This window comes from Limimaricola litoreus, assembly GCF_024159025.1.
Classification (GTDB): Bacteria; Pseudomonadota; Alphaproteobacteria; order Rhodobacterales; family Rhodobacteraceae; genus Limimaricola; species Limimaricola litoreus.
Window position 1 is genome coordinate 17,062 of the sequence record NZ_JAMYXC010000136.1, and the last position, 17,255, is coordinate 34,316.

Genomic DNA, 17,255 nt, shown 5'->3' on the forward strand with positions numbered 1-17,255 from the left:
GCCACAAGGAGCCCCGAAAACCCTGGAGACCTGTTTATGCGACGGTTTCGCGCGCTATCAAGGCGCAAACCGCGCGTGATCCTGACCGCGTGGCGCCCGGGGAACGCATATGACGCGCATCGCTTTCATTCTGTTGTGCCACAAGGACCCCGGCGCGGTGATCCGGCAGGCGCGCGGGCTCGCCGCCTCGGGGGATGCGGTGGTGGTGCACATGGACGCGCGCGCCTCGCGTGCCGATTGGCTGCGCCTGCGCGGCGGGCTGGCGGGGCATCCGGGCATCGCGCTCGTGGAGCGGCGGCAGCGTTGCGGCTGGGGCGAGTGGAGCCTCGTGGCCGCGACGATCTCGGCGCTGCGGCTGGCGCTCGCGCGGTTCGGTGCCGCCACGCATTTCTACCTGCTGTCAGGCGATTGCATGGCGATCAAATCGGCCGTTCACGCCCATGAGAAGCTCGCCGCCGACCCGGCCGACTGGATCGAGAGCGTCGATTTCTTCGATGGCGGCTGGATCAAGACCGGCATGCACGAGGAGCGCCTGACGCGCTGGCATTTCCTCAACGAGCGGGACCGCAAGTGGCTGTTCTATGCCAGCCTTGCGGTGCAGCGCCGGCTCGGCATCACGCGCGCGCTGCCTGCCGACATCCGCCCGATGATCGGCTCGCAGTGGTGGTGCCTGAGGCGCGCTACGGTGGAGGCGGTGCTGGCCTTTCTCGACGCGCGGCCTGACGTGTGCCGCCTGTTCCGGTGGAGCTGGATTCCCGACGAGACGATGTTCCAGACCCTCGTGCGCCATCTCGTGCCGCGTGAGGAGATCCGCTCGCGCAGTCCGACCTTCCTGACCTTCACCGATTACGGCATGCCCGCGAGCTTTCACAACGACCACTACGATCTGCTCTTGGGGCAGGACGCGCTCTTCGCGCGCAAGATCAGCCCCGGTGCCGCGCGGCTGCGCGAACGCCTGCGCGATCTTTGGGCCTCGGGCCGGCGCGATTTTCCGGCGGGCGGCGACGGGCGGCGGCTGCACGGTTTCCTGACCGGGCGCGGCCGGGTGGGCTTGCGCTTCGCTCCGCGCGCCTGGGATGTCGGCGGCTCGCTCGGGGCGGGGCGGGTGCTGCTCGTGGTGATCGGCCACAAGCGGCACGTCGCCAAGCGGCTGGTGGGGGCGATCAAGCACCACACCGGGATGCTCGGCATTGATTACCTCTTCGACGAGGAGGAGACCGCGCTTCCCCCCATGGGCGGGCTGGAGCACGGGCTGGACAAGCGGTCGCGGCATCGCCGCGCCATGCTCCGGCTGCTCTACGAGATGCACGGGGTGGACCGGATGATCATCTGCATCGATCCCGCGCGGACCGACCTGATCCGCGACGTGATGGGCGACAGGGCCGAGGTGCGGCTGCTGGAGATCGACGCGCGTCTCGATGATGCCTATCTGCGCGAACACGCGATCCGCAGCGAGCTTGCGGGGCGCAGCGAATCCGGGCTCGACCTGCTGATGCCGGCCTTGCGCCAGCAGATGCAGGCCGAGACTCGCGCGCTGCGCGAGGCGCGCTTCGTCAATCACTACACCCTTGCGCAAGAGGCGAGCGCCGAGGAGAACGGCCGGGCGCTGCGGGGGTTTCTCGGGGTCGACCCCGAGCTGGCCCGCGATATCGGCGAGACGCCACATCTGTTCGACGACTGAGGAGGACGCGATGCGCTTTGCGTATGACGACGACAACATCTTTGCCAGGATCCTGCGCGGCGAGATCCCCAACAAGACCGTGCTGGAGACCGAGCACAGCCTCGCCTTCGAGGACATCTCGGCGCAGGCGCCGGTGCATGTGCTGGTGATCCCCAAGGGGGCTTACGTCAGCTACGACCATTTCGCGCGCGACGCCTCGGATGCCGAGATCCTCGATTTCAACCGCGCCGTCGCCAAGGTCTGCGAACAGTGCGATCTCGGGGACGGCTTCCGGGCCATCACCAATGCCCGCGCCCACGGGCTGCAAGAGGTGCCGCATTTCCACATGCACATCCTTGGCGGTCGGCCGCTCGGGCGGCTGCTGGAGCGCAACTGAGCCTCGGAGCCGAAGGGGGCGGCCCCCTTCGGCCTGTTGCGCGCGGGCGCAGCGCTCAGCTCTCCTTCGAGGCGCCCTTGCGGATCGCATCCTCGATCCGGCGCGGCGCGGGGCTGTCGCCCTTGACGGGCCAGCCCTCGCGCTGGGCGGTGCGGTCGCCGTCGGTCGCCTCGGTCTGGTCGTGAAACAGCACCATGCGCGTCGGGTAGGGCAGGTCGACGCCCTTGGCGTCGAGCGCGTTGTAGACGTCGCGGATCACCCGGCCCCGGACATGCACCACGTCGGCGCGCGCGGGCTGGGTCCACCAGCGCAGGCGGATGGTGTTGCCGTCGGCATCCATCCCCCACGGGATCGCCTCTGGCGCGGGGTCCGAGAGCACGCCTTCGCATTTGCCCGCCGTCTCGATCATCAGCGCGCAGGCCTCGTCGATATCGTCCGAGCAGCCGATCAACACGTCGTATTGCGAGCGGCGCTTGTCGAAGGCGGTGTTGACCACCACCGCGTCGGTGTAGATGTCCGAATTGGGGATCACCACGCGGCGGCCGTCATAGGTCTTGATGAGCGTGGCGCGGGTCTCGATCCGCTCGACCGTGCCCTCGTGCCCGCCCGAGACGATCTGATCGCCCACCTCGAAGGGCTGGCGGATCAGGATCAGGATGCCCGCCAGCATGTTCTGCAGGATGTCCTTGAAGGCGAAGCCGATCGCGACCGAGCCGATGCCCAGCCCCGCGAAGAGATCGCCCGGAGAGATCGAGGGGGCGACGATGGTGACGGCGAGCATGAAGCCGATGATCAGCGTCAGCCAGCGCAGCAGGCTGGCGCCGACATTGCCGAGGTTGTCGCGGCCCCGCGCCTTGCCCGAGCGGCGCACCAGCCAGGCCACACCGCGCGCCAGAAACCAGAACAGCACGAGCACCACGATCGCCACCGCGATGTTGGGCAGAAGCCGGAAGAAACCGTCGGCCCAGGCGTCGATCTTCTCGAAGATGTTGCCGGTGTCGGCATCGACGCCCGCGAGGCTGTCGATCTCCTCGCGCGGGGCGGCTTCGGTCTCGTCTTCCATGCGTGTCCCTCCGTGGTCGGCGGAGGGGCAACCTCAGGCGGCGGAGACGGGTTCCCCGGCCTTGGAGGTGAGCTGCAGGAACACGTCCTCGAGATCGGCCTCCTCGGTCTTGACGTCCATCAAGGTCATGCCGCCCGCGCGGATCGCGTCGAGCACCGCGCCCGCGCCCATCTTGGAGGCATCATAGGTGAAGGCCAGCGTGCCGCCCGCGCGCTCGGTGACGGTGACGCCCTCGGGCAGGGCAGGGATGGCGGCGGGGCCGTCCGGGGTCACCACCAGCGTCTTGCCGCTGACCCGGCCCACGAGGTTCGCCGTGGTGTCGCGGGTGATGACGCGGCCCTGGTCGATGATCGCGATCTCGTCGCACATCTCCTGCGCCTCTTCGAGGTAATGGGTCGTCAGGATGATGGTCGTGCCTTGCTGTTCGTTGAGCTTGCGCACGTTGCGCCACAGCATGTTGCGAAGCTCGATGTCGACGCCGGCCGTCGGCTCGTCGAGCACCAGAACGCGGGGGGAATGCACCAGCGCCTTGGCGAGCAGGAGCCTGCGCCGCATGCCGCCCGAAAGCGAGCGCGCATAGGCGTCGGCCTTGTCGGCGAGGCCCACGAGGTCGAGAAGCTCCATCGTCTTGCGCTGCGATTTCGGCACGCCCCAGAGCCCGGCCTGCACGTCGAGCGCGCCGCGCGGCGTGAAGAACGGATCGAGCACCAGCTCCTGCGGCATCACGCCGATGGCGGCGCGGGACTGGCGCGGGTTCACGTCCTGATCGAAGCCCCAGATCTTCACGCGGCCTTCGGATTTCAGCACCAGCCCGGCCATGATGTTGATCATGGTCGACTTGCCCGCGCCGTTGGGGCCCAGAAGCCCGAAGATCGAGCCTGCCGGGATCGTCAGGTCAACGCCGTCAAGCGCCACCTTGGCGGGCGACTTGGCGCTGGGCGCATAGGTCTTTTTCAGGCCGGTGATCTCGATGGCGGCGTCGGTCATGGATGCGTCCTTTCGCGTCTTGTCCCTGCGGGCCGGGCGGCTAGAATGTAGCCCGATCAGAGCCGGGTCCATGCCCGGCCGCTCCCGTTAGCAAGGCAAGGCCCCTCATGACACTTCCCGCGCCCGAGACCAAGATCGTCGACACATGGCGCATCGCCTGCGACGGCGGCAGCGCGGGGCTTGGCCATCCGCGCGTCTGGCTGATGATCCCGCACGACACCGGCTTCGTCGACTGCTCCTATTGCGATGCGCGCTACATCCACCGCGAATTCGCGGAGAAGGGCGCCGAGGGGCTCGACGAGATCACCCGCGGGCAGGACCGCTCGGGGCAGGAGAACGAGACCCGCTGAGGCGGGGCTCACCCTGACAGCATCGAAGATTTTCCCCGAAACCCGCCCGGGTTTCGGCTAGACAGACACGCGACATCGCAAGAGGGGACGCGGGCATGACGCAATTCGGCAAGGGGTGCCACCTGCACCTGATCGACGGCTCGGCCTTCATCTTCCGCGCCTACCACGCGCTGCCGCCGCTGACGCGCAAGTCGGACGGCATGCCGGTGGGCGCGGTCTCGGGCTTCGTCAACATGCTGCAGCGCTACATCGACGGCAACACCGGACCCGATGCCGCCACCCATGTCGCGGTGATCTTCGACAAGGGCTCCCACACCTTCCGCAACGATCTTTATGACCTCTACAAGGCCAACCGCGATGCCATGCCCGAGGATCTGCGCCCGCAGATCCCGCTGACCCGCGCCGCGACCGAGGCGTTCAACATCGCCTGCAAGGAAAAGGAGGGCTTCGAGGCCGACGACATCATCGCCGCCCTGTCGTGCCAGGCGCGCGACGCGGGCGGGCGGGTGACGATCATCTCCTCGGACAAGGACCTGATGCAGCTCGTCGGCGACGGGGTCGAGATGCTCGACCCGATGAAGAACCGCCGCATCGACCGCGACGGCGTGTTCGAGAAGTTCGGCGTCGGGCCCGACCGCGTCGTCGATGTGCAGGCGCTGGCGGGCGATTCGGTCGACAACGTGCCCGGCGCGCCGGGCATCGGCATCAAGACGGCGGCGCTGCTGATCAACGAGTTCGGCGATCTGGAAACGCTTCTGGAACGCGCGGGCGAGATCAAGCAGCCCAAGCGCCGCCAGACCCTGATCGACCACGAAAAGCAGATCCGGCTGTCGAAGCAGCTCGTGGCGCTCGATTGCAACACGCCGCTCGACTTCACGCTCGACGATCTGGAGATCCGCGACCCCGAGCCCGAGACGCTTCTGGCCTTTCTCGCCGAGATGGAGTTCCGCACCATCACGCGCCGTGTGGCCGAGAAGCTCGGCCGCGAGGCCCCCGCCGTGCCCGAGGTGGCCAGCACCGCGCCCGAGGCCGCCGAGCCCGAGCCCGAGGCCCCCTTCGACCATGCCGCCTATGAGAAGGTGACAAGCGCCGCGGCGCTGCAGCTCTGGATCGACGCGATCCGCGAGCAGGGGCATGTCGCGATCGACACCGAGACCACCAGCCTCGACGAGATGCGCGCCGATCTGGTGGGCATCTCGCTGGCGCTGGCGCCGGGGCGGGCCTGCTACATCCCGCTGTGCCACGTCGAGGGCGGTGACGATCTCTTCGGCGGCGAAAAGCTCTGCGAGGGGCAGATGCCCATGGCGCAGGCGCTGGAGATGCTGGGGCCGGTTCTGGAGGATGCCTCGATCCTCAAGATCGGCCAGAACATGAAATACGATCTGAAGATCTTCGCCGGTCTCGGGATCGACGTGGCCCCCTTCGACGACACCATGCTGCTCAGCTACGCGATGCACGCGGGGCTGCACGGGCATGGCATGGACACGCTGTCGGAGCGCTACCTCGGCCATGCGCCGATCCCGATCAAGCAGGTGATCGGCACCGGCAAATCGGCCGTGACCTTCGACAAGGTCGAGATCGACGCGGCGGTGAAATACGCCGCCGAGGACGCCGACATCACGCTGCGCCTGTGGAAGCGCTTCAAGCCGCAGCTGCACCAGATGCGCGTCACCACCGTCTATGAGACGCTGGAGCGGCCGCTGGTGCCGGTGCTGGCGCGGATGGAGCGGGCGGGGGTCGAGGTCGACCGCGAAGTGCTCAGCCGCATGTCCAATGCTTTCGCGCAGAAGATGGCGGGGCTGGAGGCGGAAATCCACGCCAAGGCCGGGCGGCCCTTCAACGTCGGGAGCCCGAAGCAACTCGGTGAAATCCTGTTCGACGATCTCTCCCTGCCCGGCGGCAAGAAGGGCAAGACCGGCGCCTATGCCACCGGCGCCGACATCCTCGAAGACCTCGCCACCGAACACGAGCTGCCGCGCCTCGTGCTCGACTGGCGCCAGATCTCCAAGCTGAAATCGACCTATACCGACAGCCTGCAGGAGCACATCCACCCCGAGACGGGGCGCGTGCACACGTCGTATTCCATCGCGGGCGCCAACACCGGCCGCCTCGCCTCGACCGACCCGAACCTGCAGAACATCCCGATCCGCACCGAGGAAGGCCGCCGCATCCGCGAGGCCTTCGTCGCGCCGAAGGGCCGCGTGCTCGTCTCGCTCGACTATTCCCAGATCGAGCTGCGCATCCTTGCCCACATGGCCGATATCGAAGCGCTGAAGCAGGCGTTCCGCGAGGGGCAGGACATCCATGCCGCCACCGCGTCGGAGATGTTCAACGTGCCGCTCGAAGAGATGACGCCCGAGATCCGCAGACAGGCCAAGGCGATCAATTTCGGCGTGATCTACGGCATCTCGGGCTTCGGGCTGGCGCGCAACCTGCGCATTCCGCGCGATCAGGCGCAGGGCTTCATCGACCGCTACTTCGAACGCTTCCCCGGTATCCGCGCCTACATGGACGAGACCACCGCCTTCGCGAAGGCCAATGGCTTCGTGCAGACCCTGTTCGGGCGGCGGATCAACACGCCCGAGATCAACGCCAAGGGGCCGGGCGCGGGATTCGCCAAGCGCGCTGCGATCAACGCGCCGATCCAGGGCACCGCCGCCGACATCATCCGCCGCGCGATGATCCGCATGGACGAGGCGATCGCTGCCGTGCCCTCGGCGCGGATGCTGCTGCAGGTGCACGACGAACTGTTGTTCGAGGTGGACGAGGCCGAGACCGAGGCGCTCATCGCGATCGCGCGCGAGGTGATGGAGGGGGCGGCGCATCCGGCGGTGCATCTCGACGTGCACCTTGCTGCCGAGGCCGGGCAGGGGCCGAACTGGGCGCTGGCGCACTGACGGAACCGCGCCTCGCGCGCATCGTTGCACTCCCGAAGCGGGCGGCGGCATCGTGGCCGCCCGTCCAAGGATTGGATCGAAAGATGAGCGAGCATAGCCAAGAGAAACGCGTCGAGATGTTCTGGAAGCGGATCGACGGCCTGCATGCCGGTCTGATCGGGCTCAAGGGCACCGACCGGCTGATCCCGATGGCCCATTACACCGACCCCGCCAAGGGCTGCCTGTGGTTCATCGGCCATGACGGCACCGAGCTGGCCGAACGTGCCGAGACCGGCCCGCAGGACGCGATCTTCGCGCTGACCAGCGACGATCACGGCATCTACACCCATGCGCATGGCACGTTGAGCCTCGTCCACGACGAGCAGAAGCTCGACGAGCTGTGGAACAAGGTCGCGGCAAGCTGGTTCGAGGACGGCCGCCGCGATCCCGACGTGCGGCTTTTGTGCCTGACCCTGCGCTCGGCCGAGGTCTGGACCTCCACCACCTCCGCCGCGCGCTTCCTCTACGAGACGGCCAAGGGCAATCTCGCGGAGCGCAAGCCCGACGTGGGCGACAACTACTCCCTGACCTTCTGATCGGGGCCGGAATGCAAAAAGGGGCGGCCCGATGGGGCCGCCCCTTTCATCTGCGGGTCAGGTCGGATCAGTTGACCGATTTTTCCTCGATCAGGTTCGCATCCTGCGGCTTCTGGCTCGAGATCTCGATACGGCGCGGCTTCAGCGCCTCGGGCACCTCGCGCACGAGGTCGATGTGCAGCATGCCGTCGAGATGGCTCGCGCCAGTGACCTTCACGTGGTCGGCAAGGTGGAAGCGGCGCTCGAAGGCGCGCGTGGCGATGCCGCGGTGCAGGAAGGTGCGGCTCTCGGTGTCGTCCTCGGCCTTGCGCGCGGTGACGATCAGCGCGTTCTCGCGGACCTCGACGGAGAGGTCGTCGGCACCGAAGCCGGCAACGGCGATCGAGATGCGCCAGGCGCTCTCGTCGGTCTTCTCGATGTTGTAGGGCGGGTAGTTGTTCTGGGCGGGCTCACCGGCGAGCACGCGGTCCATCAGGTCGGCGACCTGGTCGAAACCCACGGTGGCACGGTAGAGCGGGGCAAGATCGAAGTTACGCATTTTGGTCATCCTCTGTCTCAAGCGATAACGTCGTGATGGCCTTCCCGCGATAGGACAGGCCGGGTGTCCGGAGCCCGGTGTGGCGCTCCGTGCCTTGCAATGTGGGAGAGGATTTTCGGGGTTTCAAGATCCCCCGGTGTCGATGTCGGTGATGCCGTCAGGGGCGGACGAAATGCGCGCCGGTTTCGGCTCTCTGGCCCGCGCCGACGACCCTGACCTGCCCGGTGGAGAGCCCGCCGAAGGCCCCCGGCCGGTCGGCCATGCGGCTACGCAGCCCCGGCAGCGGATGTTCGAGCGCCACGCCGATGGCGACGTTGCGCCCCTCCATCTCGGCCTTGGCCGAGATCACCGAGACGATCCGTGCCACGCCGTCCTTGATGCTGAACACCGGCGAGCCGGAGGAGCCGTAATCGACGTCGCAGCCCATGACGAGCAGACCGTTCTCCTCGCCCAGCACGTCGCAGGTCTGCTGCAGCGAAGGCGCCTCGGCCCGGTCGTGCGCATAGGAGACGACGCCGACCTGCGCGCCTGCCACGACGGTCTCGACCGTCTCGAAGGGGGTGATGCGGGCCGAGCGGATCGGCTGCGACAGTTCGAGCAGCGCCACGTCCTCGGCGCTCGCCGCTCCCGAGCCGGTGCCGACGAAGGCGTAGCCCTCGGGCGTCATGGCCCGGCGCACGCCGCGGTAGGCCAGCGCCCGGCCGCCGCGCATCCCGGCCTTGAACTCGATCTCGGCGGGGTCGATCCGCTCGCCGCTGTCGCGGTCGTAAAGACAATGCGCGGCGGTGAGCACGAGGTCGGTGGCGATCAGTGCCCCGGTGCAGAAGCCGCGCCCGCCCAGGTCGAGCCGGCCCACGGCCTCCCAGCCGCGCGCGTCGTCGCCGGTCACCATCAGGGTGAGATCGTGCCGATCCGCGCGCACCGGCAGCGACAGGGCCACGAGCACCAGCAAGGCCACCGCGATCGCGTGCTGCATTCGTCCTCCGCATCCGGGCCGGGCGGGGATCGCTCGACCCAAGCGCGAGACTAGGCCAGCGCGAGGCGGCTTCAAAGGGCAATCAGGCGGATTGTTTCGAAATCGCGGGCGGTTGTGGTCCGCCCGTCGCCCAGTCGAGAAGCTGCACCGAATGCACCACCGGAACGCCGGTGCCGCGGCCGATCTGCATCATGCAGCCGATGTTGCCCGCGGCGATCACCTGCGGCTTGAGAACCTCCAGCGTCTCGACCTTGCGGGTGCGCAGCTCGGCCGAGATCTCGGGCTGCATCAGGTTGTAGGTGCCCGCCGAGCCGCAGCACAGGTGGCTGTCGGCGGGTTCCGACACCTCGAACCCGGCGGCCTTCAAAAGCGCCTTCGGCCCGGCCTTGAGCTTCTGCCCGTGCTGCAGCGAGCAGGCGGCGTGGTAGGCGACGCGCAGCGGCGCGGCCCGCGTCCCCTCGGGCAGGCCCAACTCGGCCACGATCTCGCTCACGTCGCGGCACAGCCCGCCGATGCGGGTGGCCTCGGCCTCCATCTCGTGGCCCGCGAACATGTGGCCGTAATCCTTCATCGTGGTGCCGCAGCCGGAGGTGTTGATCACCACCGCGTCGAGCCCCTCGATCGAGCCCATCGAGCGGATCAGCCTGGCGGCCGTGCCGCGCGCCTCGTCATGGCGGCCCATGTGCTCGGTCAGCGCGCCGCAGCAGCCGACGCCCTCGGGGATCACCACCTCGCAGCCGAGCCGGGTCAGCAGCCGGATCGTCGCGTCGTTGATCTCCGTGTCCAGCGCGCGCTGGGCACAGCCGATCGACAGGCCGACGCGCATCCTGCGCTGGCCCACCGCCGGGAACACCTGCGGGTCGTCATTGCGCGAGACGGGGGGCAGCTTGGGCGGGGCCATGTCGAGCATCGCCTTCAGGCGCTTGTCCGGCATCAGCCCCTTGAACGGCTTGCCCGCTCGTGCCGCCAGGAGCGCCAGCCGGAAGCGGCCCGGATAGGGCAGGATGCGCGCCAGCGTCCAGCGCAGGAAGCGGTCCATCGGCGGGCGCTTGTAATGGTCCTCGATATAGCCGCGCGCCTGGTCGATCAGATGGCCGTAATGCACGCCCGAGGGGCAGGTGGTCATGCAGGCGAGGCAGCCGAGGCAGCGGTCGAGATGGGTCACCGTCTTGTCATCCGGCACCCGCTCGTTCTCGAGCATGTCCTTGATCAGGTAGATCCGGCCGCGAGGGCTGTCGAGCTCGTCGCCCAGCACCTGATAGGTCGGGCAGGTCGCCGTGCAGAAGCCGCAATGCACGCAGGCGCGCAGGATCTCGTTGGCCTCGGCGGTCTTGGGGTCGCGCAGCTGGTCTTGCGTGAAATTGGTCTGCATGGGGTCTCCGTCAGGCGGCGAGGATGCCGCGCGGGTCGAATTTCTCGCGCAGGCCGCGGCTCAGCGCCTGCAGGGCGGGCGGCTCGGGCTGCAGCCTGTGCAGCGCCGCATGGGTTTCGGGGGCGGCGCGCACCAGCGTGGCATGGCCGTCGTAGCGGCCGAGCCGGGCGCGCAGGTCGCAGCCCTCGGGCAGGCGTAGCCAGACGAGCCCGCCGCCCCAGTCGTAGAAGACCTGATCGGCCCCGGCGCGGGCCGCGAGATCGGCGGCCTCGCTCGGGCGGACCGAGACGCGCCAGACATTGCCCGTGGTGCCGTGGAAGGGGGCGACGTCGCGGATGCCGCGCCATTCGGCACGCACCGCCTCGCGGTCGTCCTCGATCTGCCATGTGCCATGTGGGCGCAGCGCCTCCACGAGGGCCCTGCTGCGGTAGGCCACCGACGGGGCGAAGCCCTCGATGCGAAGCACCGTGCGCGGGCCCTCCGCGGCATGGGGGTCATGCGCGGCGCCCGTCACCTCGTAGGGCGTGCCGAGTGCTGCCGACATGGCGCGCACCGCCGCTGCGTCGTCGAGGCCGTGGGCCACGAGGTTGGCGCAGGTCTCGGTGCCGGGCAGCACCTTGAGCGCGACCTCGGTGATCGCGCCGAGCGCGCCGCGACTGCCCGCGAGAAGGCGGGCGAGATCGTAGCCGGTGACGTTCTTCATCACCCGCCCGCCGTTCTTGATCACGCTGCCCTCGCCATCGACGAAGCGCAGCCCGAGCAGGTGATCGCGCGCGGCCCCCACCAGCACCCGGCGCGGGCCCGAGACATTGGCCGCCACCACGCCACCGATGGTCGGCGTGCCGGTGCTGCCCAGAAGGGCGCGATGATCCATCGGCTCGAAGGCGAGGCACTGGTTCGCGCCCGCCAGCGCCGCGTCGATCTCATCGACGGGCGTGCCCGCGCGCACCACCAGCGTCAGCGCCGCGGGGTCGTGCAGCACGATGCCGGTGAGACCGGAGGTGGTGATCGCCGTGCCCTCGGGCAGGGGCCCGCGCGTGCCGCCGCCGCGCAGCGAGAGCGGGGCGTCCGCGTCGCGGATGGCCTCGGCCAGCTCGGCCTCGGAGCCGGGGCGGATCATGCCCGGCGCCCTTCGCTGACGTCGAGCGGAAAGACCTTGGCGGGGTTGAGAAGCCACTTGGGGTCGAACACGTCCTTCACCTTCATCTGCGCCTCGAGGTCGACGGGGTCGAACTGCACCGACATCAGGTCGCGCTTCTCGACGCCGACGCCGTGCTCACCGGTCAGGCAGCCGCCCACCTCGACGCAAAGCCGCAGCACGTCGGCCCCCATCGCCTCGCATTTCTCCAGATCGCCCTCCTTGTTCGCGTCGAACAGGATCAGCGGATGCATGTTGCCGTCGCCTGCGTGGAACACGTTGGCGACGCCGAGGCCGTAGTCGTCGCTCAGCTCGCCGATGCGTTTGAGCACCTCCGGCAGGGCCGAAACCGGGATCGTACCGTCGAGGCACATGTAATCGTTGATCTGCCCCATCGCGCCGAAGGCCGATTTGCGGCCCAGCCAGATCCGCGCCGCCTCGTCGGCATCCTGCGCCGCGCGGATTTCGACCGGATCATGGTCGCGTGCGATCTTCAGGATGGTCTCAAGCTGGTAATTGATCTCGTCGGCCGAGCCCTCGACCTCGACGATCAAGAGCGCCTCGCAATCGGGGTAGCCCGCCTTGGCGAAGGCCTCGCAGGCGCGGATGCAGGGGCGGTCCATGTATTCGATCGCCACCGGCAGCACCCCCGCCTCGATGATGTCGGCCACGCAGGCGCCCGCCGCCTCGGCGCTGTCGTAGCCCAGCATGACGGGCAGCGCGCCCTCGGGCTTGGGCAGGATGCGCAGCGTGGCCTCGGTGACGACGCCGAGCTGGCCCTCGGAGCCGCAGATCACGCCCAGAAGGTCGAGCCCGCCCGCATCCATATGCGCGCCGCCGATCTCGACCACCGTGCCGTCCATCTGCACCATGGTCACGCCGAGCAGGTTGTTGGTCGTCACCCCGTATTTCAGGCAATGCGCCCCGCCGGAGTTCATCGCGATATTACCCGCGATGGCGCAGGCGAGCTGGCTCGACGGGTCGGGCGCGTAGAAGAAGCCCAGCTCCTCGACCGCGCCGGTGACGCTGAGATTGGTGCGCCCGGTCTGGACCCTGATGATCCGGTCGGCGGTGTCGGTCTCCAGCACCCGGTTCATCCGCGACACCCCGAGGATCACCGAATCGGCCGTGGGCAGCGCGCCGCCGGCGAGCGATGTGCCCGAGCCGCGCGGCACCACCGGCACGTTCTCCTCGTGGCAGACCTTCAGTGCCGCCGCGACCTCCTCGGTGGTGGCGGGCAGCACCACGCAGAGCGGTGGGCAGCGATAGGCGGTGAGCGCGTCGCATTCATAGGCACGGGTTTCGGCGGGGTCGTGGATCACGCCGCGATCGCCCAGCACCTGCGCCAGCCGGGCGACGACCTGCGCCTTCTTCGCCATGATCCGGGCATCGGGGGATGGCATCTGCATGATCTCGTCTCCTGTCGAACGCGCGGCGCGCCGGATTGGTAAGGAAATATAACCAAAGCCGCCCCATGGCAAGCATGTGCCTGCGCGGCTAGGGTACCGCGCATGGATACGCTGGCCCGACTGACTCTTCTGACTCCTCCCGACATCGCCGCGCTGGGCTTGCTGGTGCTGGTCTATTGGGGGATCGGCTGGCGAATCGAGCATCCGGGGCGGCGCCCGTCGGTGACGGTGCTGATGGCGGAATACCGCCGCGAATGGATGCGCGGCTTCGTGGAGCGCGACCCGCGCATCTTCGACGCGCAGATCGTTGCGAGCCTGCGGCAGGGCACGTCGTTCTTCGCCTCCACCTGCCTGCTGGCGGTGGGGGGCGTGCTGGCGCTGATCGGCAATGTGGAGCCCTTGCAGGGCGTGGCCGAGGGGCTGGGCGGCGATACCCTCCCGGCGCTGCTGTGGCAGATCAAGCTGGTGCCGGTGGCGCTGCTGCTGACCCATGCCTTCCTCAAATTCGTCTGGGCGCAGCGGATCTTCGGCTATTGCTCGGTGATGATGGCGGCGGTGCCCAACGATCCCGCCGATCCGCGGTCGTTGCCGCGGGCGATGCAGGCGGCGGAGCTCAACATCCGCGCGGCGTGGAACTTCAACCGCGGGCTTCGGGCGATGTATTTCGCGCTGGGGGCGGTGGCGTGGCTCCTGGGGCCATGGGGGCTGATGGCGGCGACGCTGGCGGTGCTGTGGCTGGTCTGGAGCCGGGAGTTCGCCTCCGTCCCAAGGGCGGTGCTGCTGGGAGAGAGCTGAGGGGGCTGCCGCCCCCGCCGCTGCGCGGCCCCCGCGCGTATTTGCAGAAAGATGAACAGGGGGGTCGCGCCCACGTGTTCATCTTTCCTCAAATACGCAGATCCCGACCCCTCCGCCTAGCGCCGTGCCTCGCGCAGCCAGGCGCCGAGCATCAGGGCTGCCGCAAGCAAGAGCAGCGCCCAAGCGGGGACTAGCGGGATCACGGTGAGGTCGAGCGTGCGATACGCACCGCGCGGGGTCATCCCGATCCAGCCGCGCCCGGCGGCGGGGCGGCCCGCGCGCACCTCGCGCAGGGCGGGCAGGCCGTCTTCGATGCGCTTGATGCCGCCGCGGGTCGGCGCGGTGATCTCCTCGAGCGCCTCGCCGCTGGCGATGGTCTCCTCGAACTCGCGCGGTGCGGCGGGGCCGAGCGCGATCACCGCCTCCTGATCCCCCTCCGACAGGCGATAGAGCCCCATGCGCGGCGCGGCCCAGAGCGCCTCGAAGCGCCCCGGCTCGACCTCCTCGAGCGGCACCTGCGTCTCCCCGCCCTCCGGCCCGGTGACGGTGACCGGGCCCACCTCCTCGGAAAGCGAGCGGCGCACGATCCGCATGGTCAGCCCCGAGGGCTCGGCCCAGAGCGCCTCCTCCTCAAGCTCGGGCTCCTTCATCATCCAATGCGCGAGACGGCGCAGCAGGTCGAGCTGCGGGCCACCGCCGTCGTAGCCCCGGCCCCAGAGCCAGACCTGATCGGAGGCCAGAAGCGCCACGCGCCCCTCTCCGACGCGGTCGAGCGCCAGAAGCGGGCGGGCGTCCGGGCCGGTAAGGGCGATGGTGGCGCTCTGGGTCGGGTCGATCTCCACCTGCCGGAACCAGCGGCCCCAGTCGGGCCTGAGCGGATCGCCCTCGGCATCGAGCCACGGATCGGCGAGGCCAGAGGTGACGGGATGGCGCGTGCCGATCTCGGTCAGCTCGGGCCGGAACGCCCGTTCGACCACCCGCGCGCTGGGCGCGCCGGGCAGCACGAAGCCCAGTGGGCTGCGGTAGATGCTCTCGGCGCCCGCGTATTCCGGCCCGGCGGTGACCAGCACCGCGCCACCCTCTTCGACATAGCGGCCGACATTGGCGAAATACTCAGACGGCAGGATGCCGCGGCGGCTGTAGCGGTCGAAGACGATCAGGTCGAACTCGTCGATCTTCTCGATGAACAGCTCGCGCGTCGGAAAGGCGATGAGCGACAGCTCCTCGACCGGCACGCCGTCCTGTTTCTCGGGCGGGCGCAGGATGGTGAAATGCACGAGATCCACCGATGGGTCGGATTTCAGCAGGTTGCGCCATGTCCGCTCGCCCGCATAGGGCTCGCCCGAGACCAGAAGCACCCGCAGCCTGTCGCGCACGCCGTTGATCTGCACCACGCTTTCGTTGTTGCGCGGCGTCAGCTCGCCTTCCGCCTCGGGGGTGGCGAACTGCAGCACGTTCATGCCGCCATGCGGCAGCGCCACCGGCAGGCGGATGTCGCGCCCCAGCGGCACCTCGAAGCGCATCGGTTCGGCCCCGTCCACGGCGATGGTCAGCGGCACGGGGCCGGCGGCCCCGGGCGCGGCACCGCTGTCCTCGATGCGCAGCGTCAGCTCCACCTCCTCACCCAGAATGGCGAAGGCCGGGGCGTTGCGCACCACGAGGCGGCGGTCCCAATCGCTCTCGCGCCCGGTGAGCAGCACATGCGCCGGGGCGGGCAGGGCGGGGGCGCGTGCCGTGTCGTGCAGCCGGCCATCGGTCAGAAGCACGATACCGGCAATGCGGCCCAAGGGCTCCTCGGCCAGTGCCTCGGTGAGCGCGGTCATGAGCTGCGTGCCGCCGTCCTGCGGCGCATCGCCAAGGCGCACCACGCGCAGCTCGGTGGCCTCGCGCGCCGCGACCTTGGCGGAAAGGTCCTCGAGCGCGGCCTCGGTCTGGGCGGCGCGGTCGGAGAGCCCCTGGCTCGCGCTTTCGTCCACCACGGCGACGATGATGTCCGACAGCGGCTGGCGCTCCTCGCGCTGCAGCGCCGGGTTCGCCAGCCCCGCAAGCAGCGCGATCCCGGCCAGCGCGCGCAGCCACCAGCCCGGCAGGCGACGCCAGAGCGCCAGTGCCACCACCGCCGCGGTCAGCGCCGCCAGCGTCCAGAGCGCGGGCCAGGGCAGGAGCGGGTCGAAGATCACCGTGCCGGTCATTGGCCGAGCCTTTCGAGCAGGGCGGGCACATGGACCTGGTCGGATTTGTAGTTGCCGGTAAGCACGTGCATCACGAGGTTCACCCCGAAGCGGTAGGCCATCTCGCGTTGCCGTTCACCGGCCATGCCGCGCCCGACCGGGTAGAGCGGCATGCCGACCGGGTTCATCGCCCAGGCCGAGGCCCAGTCGTTGCCGCCGATCACCACCGGCGTCACGTTGTCGTTGAGGTTGCGAAAAGGCATGCCCGGCGTCGGCTCCTCCTCGGGGGCCGCCTCGACCCAGACGGCGCGGCCCGCATGGCGGCCGGGGAAATCCTGCAGCAGGTAGAAGGTGCGGGTCAGCACGTGGTCCTCTGGCACGGGCGAGAGCGGCGGCACGTCGAGCGGGCGGGCGATGGCCTGCAGGCGGCGGCCCTCGGGGGTGGTCGTCCCGAACCCCGCGATCCCCGCGTCGCGCGTGTCGAAGACGATCATGCCGCCGCCGCGCAGATAGGCGTTGAGCTTGTCATAGGCTGCGCCCGAGGGGATCGGCGTCTGCGCCGTGATCGGCCAGTAGAGCAGCGGGAAGAAGGCCAGCTCGTCGGTCTCGGGATCGACCGCCATTGGTGCTGCGGGCTCGACCGAGGTGCGCTGCCACAGCGTGCGCCCGAGGCCTTCGAGCCCCTGCCGCGCCACCTCGTCGACCTGCGCATCGCCCGACAGGATATGCCCCAGCACGACCGACCCGGTCGCGGCCTGGGCGAAGGCCTCGTCCTGAGCCGACATCGGCGGCTCGGCGCTTTGCGCCTGCGCGCCGGGCATCGGCGGCAGCAGCAACGCCGCGAGCAGCAGCGCCGCACCCGCGCGCAGTCGCCCGCCCACCGCGAGAGAGGCCAGCGCGTCGAGCGCCATTAGCGTGACGGCAAGC

14 protein-coding genes and 1 pseudogene are annotated in these 17,255 nt (G+C 69.3%); 6 read left to right on the top strand and 9 right to left on the bottom strand.

Annotated features, from left to right (window positions below):
* The first annotated feature begins 109 nt into the window (after window positions 1-109).
* Entirely contained in the window at window positions 110-1,681 is a 1,572-nt protein-coding gene (locus NHG85_RS09450; RefSeq protein ID WP_253331779.1) for a DUF5928 domain-containing protein, read from the top strand.
* A gap of 10 nt (window positions 1,682-1,691) precedes the next feature.
* Window positions 1,692-2,057 (top strand): HIT domain-containing protein, encoded by a 366-nt coding sequence (locus tag NHG85_RS09455; RefSeq protein ID WP_253331781.1) that lies wholly within the window; start codon window positions 1,692-1,694, stop codon window positions 2,055-2,057.
* Window positions 2,058-2,112: 55 nt separating this feature from the next.
* Here NHG85_RS09455 and NHG85_RS09460 read toward each other — a convergent pair whose 3' ends face one another.
* Together NHG85_RS09460 and NHG85_RS09465 are read right to left on the bottom strand one after the other, a co-directional pair.
* Window positions 2,113-3,120: a mechanosensitive ion channel family protein gene (locus NHG85_RS09460; protein WP_253331783.1), complete on the bottom strand. Its 1,008-nt coding sequence runs from the start codon at window positions 3,118-3,120 to the stop codon at window positions 2,113-2,115.
* A gap of 33 nt (window positions 3,121-3,153) precedes the next feature.
* The gene (locus tag NHG85_RS09465) at window positions 3,154-4,107 is read right to left on the bottom strand and encodes an ABC transporter ATP-binding protein (protein WP_253331785.1); all 954 of its coding nucleotides are present in this window, start codon (window positions 4,105-4,107) and stop codon (window positions 3,154-3,156) included.
* 107 nt (window positions 4,108-4,214) lie between these two features.
* Between NHG85_RS09465 and NHG85_RS09470 the strand changes: the two are divergent.
* The 3 genes and pseudogenes from NHG85_RS09470 to NHG85_RS09480 all read left to right on the top strand — a co-directional run.
* Window positions 4,215-4,382: pseudogene (locus NHG85_RS09470) on the top strand (zinc-finger domain-containing protein); the annotation flags it as partial.
* A 170-nt stretch (window positions 4,383-4,552) separates the two neighbouring features.
* Window positions 4,553-7,354: a DNA polymerase I gene (polA, locus tag NHG85_RS09475; RefSeq protein WP_253331787.1), complete on the top strand. Its 2,802-nt coding sequence runs from the start codon at window positions 4,553-4,555 to the stop codon at window positions 7,352-7,354.
* A gap of 83 nt (window positions 7,355-7,437) precedes the next feature.
* Window positions 7,438-7,929 carry a pyridoxamine 5'-phosphate oxidase family protein gene (locus NHG85_RS09480; RefSeq protein WP_253331790.1) on the top strand — a complete coding sequence of 164 codons (492 nt, stop codon included), beginning with the start codon at window positions 7,438-7,440 and terminating at the stop codon, window positions 7,927-7,929.
* 67 nt (window positions 7,930-7,996) lie between these two features.
* Here the strand turns inward: NHG85_RS09480 and NHG85_RS09485 are convergent, their stop codons facing one another.
* The 5 genes from NHG85_RS09485 to NHG85_RS09505 all read right to left on the bottom strand — a co-directional run bounded on the left by NHG85_RS09485 (window position 7,997) and on the right by NHG85_RS09505 (window position 13,362).
* Window positions 7,997-8,467, bottom strand: coding sequence for an Hsp20 family protein (locus NHG85_RS09485; RefSeq protein WP_253331792.1), 471 nt, complete (start codon window positions 8,465-8,467; stop codon window positions 7,997-7,999).
* A 157-nt stretch (window positions 8,468-8,624) separates the two neighbouring features.
* Window positions 8,625-9,443 carry a trypsin-like serine peptidase gene (locus NHG85_RS09490; protein ID WP_253331794.1) on the bottom strand — a complete coding sequence of 273 codons (819 nt, stop codon included), beginning with the start codon at window positions 9,441-9,443 and terminating at the stop codon, window positions 8,625-8,627.
* Between the two features lie 82 nt (window positions 9,444-9,525).
* A complete protein-coding gene (gene glcF / locus NHG85_RS09495; protein WP_253331796.1) occupies window positions 9,526-10,815 on the bottom strand; it encodes a glycolate oxidase subunit GlcF in 1,290 nt (429 codons plus the stop codon).
* A gap of 10 nt (window positions 10,816-10,825) precedes the next feature.
* Entirely contained in the window at window positions 10,826-11,935 is a 1,110-nt protein-coding gene (locus NHG85_RS09500; protein WP_253331798.1) for an FAD-binding protein, read from the bottom strand.
* The gene (locus NHG85_RS09505) at window positions 11,932-13,362 is read right to left on the bottom strand and encodes an FAD-linked oxidase C-terminal domain-containing protein (protein WP_253331800.1); all 1,431 of its coding nucleotides are present in this window, start codon (window positions 13,360-13,362) and stop codon (window positions 11,932-11,934) included. Before NHG85_RS09505 ends, NHG85_RS09500 begins: the two co-directional genes overlap by 4 nt.
* A 102-nt stretch (window positions 13,363-13,464) precedes the next feature.
* Here NHG85_RS09505 and NHG85_RS09510 point away from each other — a divergent pair, with 102 nt between their 5' ends.
* Window positions 13,465-14,157: a DUF599 domain-containing protein gene (locus tag NHG85_RS09510; protein WP_253331802.1), complete on the top strand. Its 693-nt coding sequence runs from the start codon at window positions 13,465-13,467 to the stop codon at window positions 14,155-14,157.
* Window positions 14,158-14,273: 116 nt separating this feature from the next.
* Here NHG85_RS09510 and NHG85_RS09515 read toward each other — a convergent pair whose 3' ends face one another.
* Window positions 14,274-16,349: a hypothetical protein gene (locus NHG85_RS09515; RefSeq protein ID WP_253331804.1), complete on the bottom strand. Its 2,076-nt coding sequence runs from the start codon at window positions 16,347-16,349 to the stop codon at window positions 14,274-14,276.
* Window positions 16,346-17,255: DUF4159 domain-containing protein (locus tag NHG85_RS09520; RefSeq protein ID WP_253331806.1), on the bottom strand; the 910-nt coding region annotated here is incomplete at its 5' end. The genes NHG85_RS09520 and NHG85_RS09515, both read right to left, overlap by 4 nt.

Excerpts from the sequence above, each read along its gene's own strand:
- NHG85_RS09450 (WP_253331779.1), top strand. The coding sequence starts at position 110 with ATGACGCGCATCGCTTTCATTCTGTTGTGCCACAAGGACCCCGGCGCG.
- NHG85_RS09455 (WP_253331781.1), top strand. The coding sequence starts at position 1,692 with ATGCGCTTTGCGTATGACGACGACAACATCTTTGCCAGGATCCTGCGC.
- NHG85_RS09460 (WP_253331783.1), bottom strand. The coding sequence starts at position 3,120 with ATGGAAGACGAGACCGAAGCCGCCCCGCGCGAGGAGATCGACAGCCTC.
- NHG85_RS09465 (WP_253331785.1), bottom strand. The coding sequence starts at position 4,107 with ATGACCGACGCCGCCATCGAGATCACCGGCCTGAAAAAGACCTATGCG.
- polA (WP_253331787.1), top strand. The coding sequence starts at position 4,553 with ATGACGCAATTCGGCAAGGGGTGCCACCTGCACCTGATCGACGGCTCG.
- NHG85_RS09480 (WP_253331790.1), top strand. The coding sequence starts at position 7,438 with ATGAGCGAGCATAGCCAAGAGAAACGCGTCGAGATGTTCTGGAAGCGG.
- NHG85_RS09485 (WP_253331792.1), bottom strand. The coding sequence starts at position 8,467 with ATGCGTAACTTCGATCTTGCCCCGCTCTACCGTGCCACCGTGGGTTTC.
- NHG85_RS09490 (WP_253331794.1), bottom strand. The coding sequence starts at position 9,443 with ATGCAGCACGCGATCGCGGTGGCCTTGCTGGTGCTCGTGGCCCTGTCG.
- glcF (WP_253331796.1), bottom strand. The coding sequence starts at position 10,815 with ATGCAGACCAATTTCACGCAAGACCAGCTGCGCGACCCCAAGACCGCC.
- NHG85_RS09500 (WP_253331798.1), bottom strand. The coding sequence starts at position 11,935 with ATGATCCGCCCCGGCTCCGAGGCCGAGCTGGCCGAGGCCATCCGCGAC.
- NHG85_RS09505 (WP_253331800.1), bottom strand. The coding sequence starts at position 13,362 with ATGCAGATGCCATCCCCCGATGCCCGGATCATGGCGAAGAAGGCGCAG.
- NHG85_RS09510 (WP_253331802.1), top strand. The coding sequence starts at position 13,465 with ATGGATACGCTGGCCCGACTGACTCTTCTGACTCCTCCCGACATCGCC.
- NHG85_RS09515 (WP_253331804.1), bottom strand. The coding sequence starts at position 16,349 with ATGACCGGCACGGTGATCTTCGACCCGCTCCTGCCCTGGCCCGCGCTC.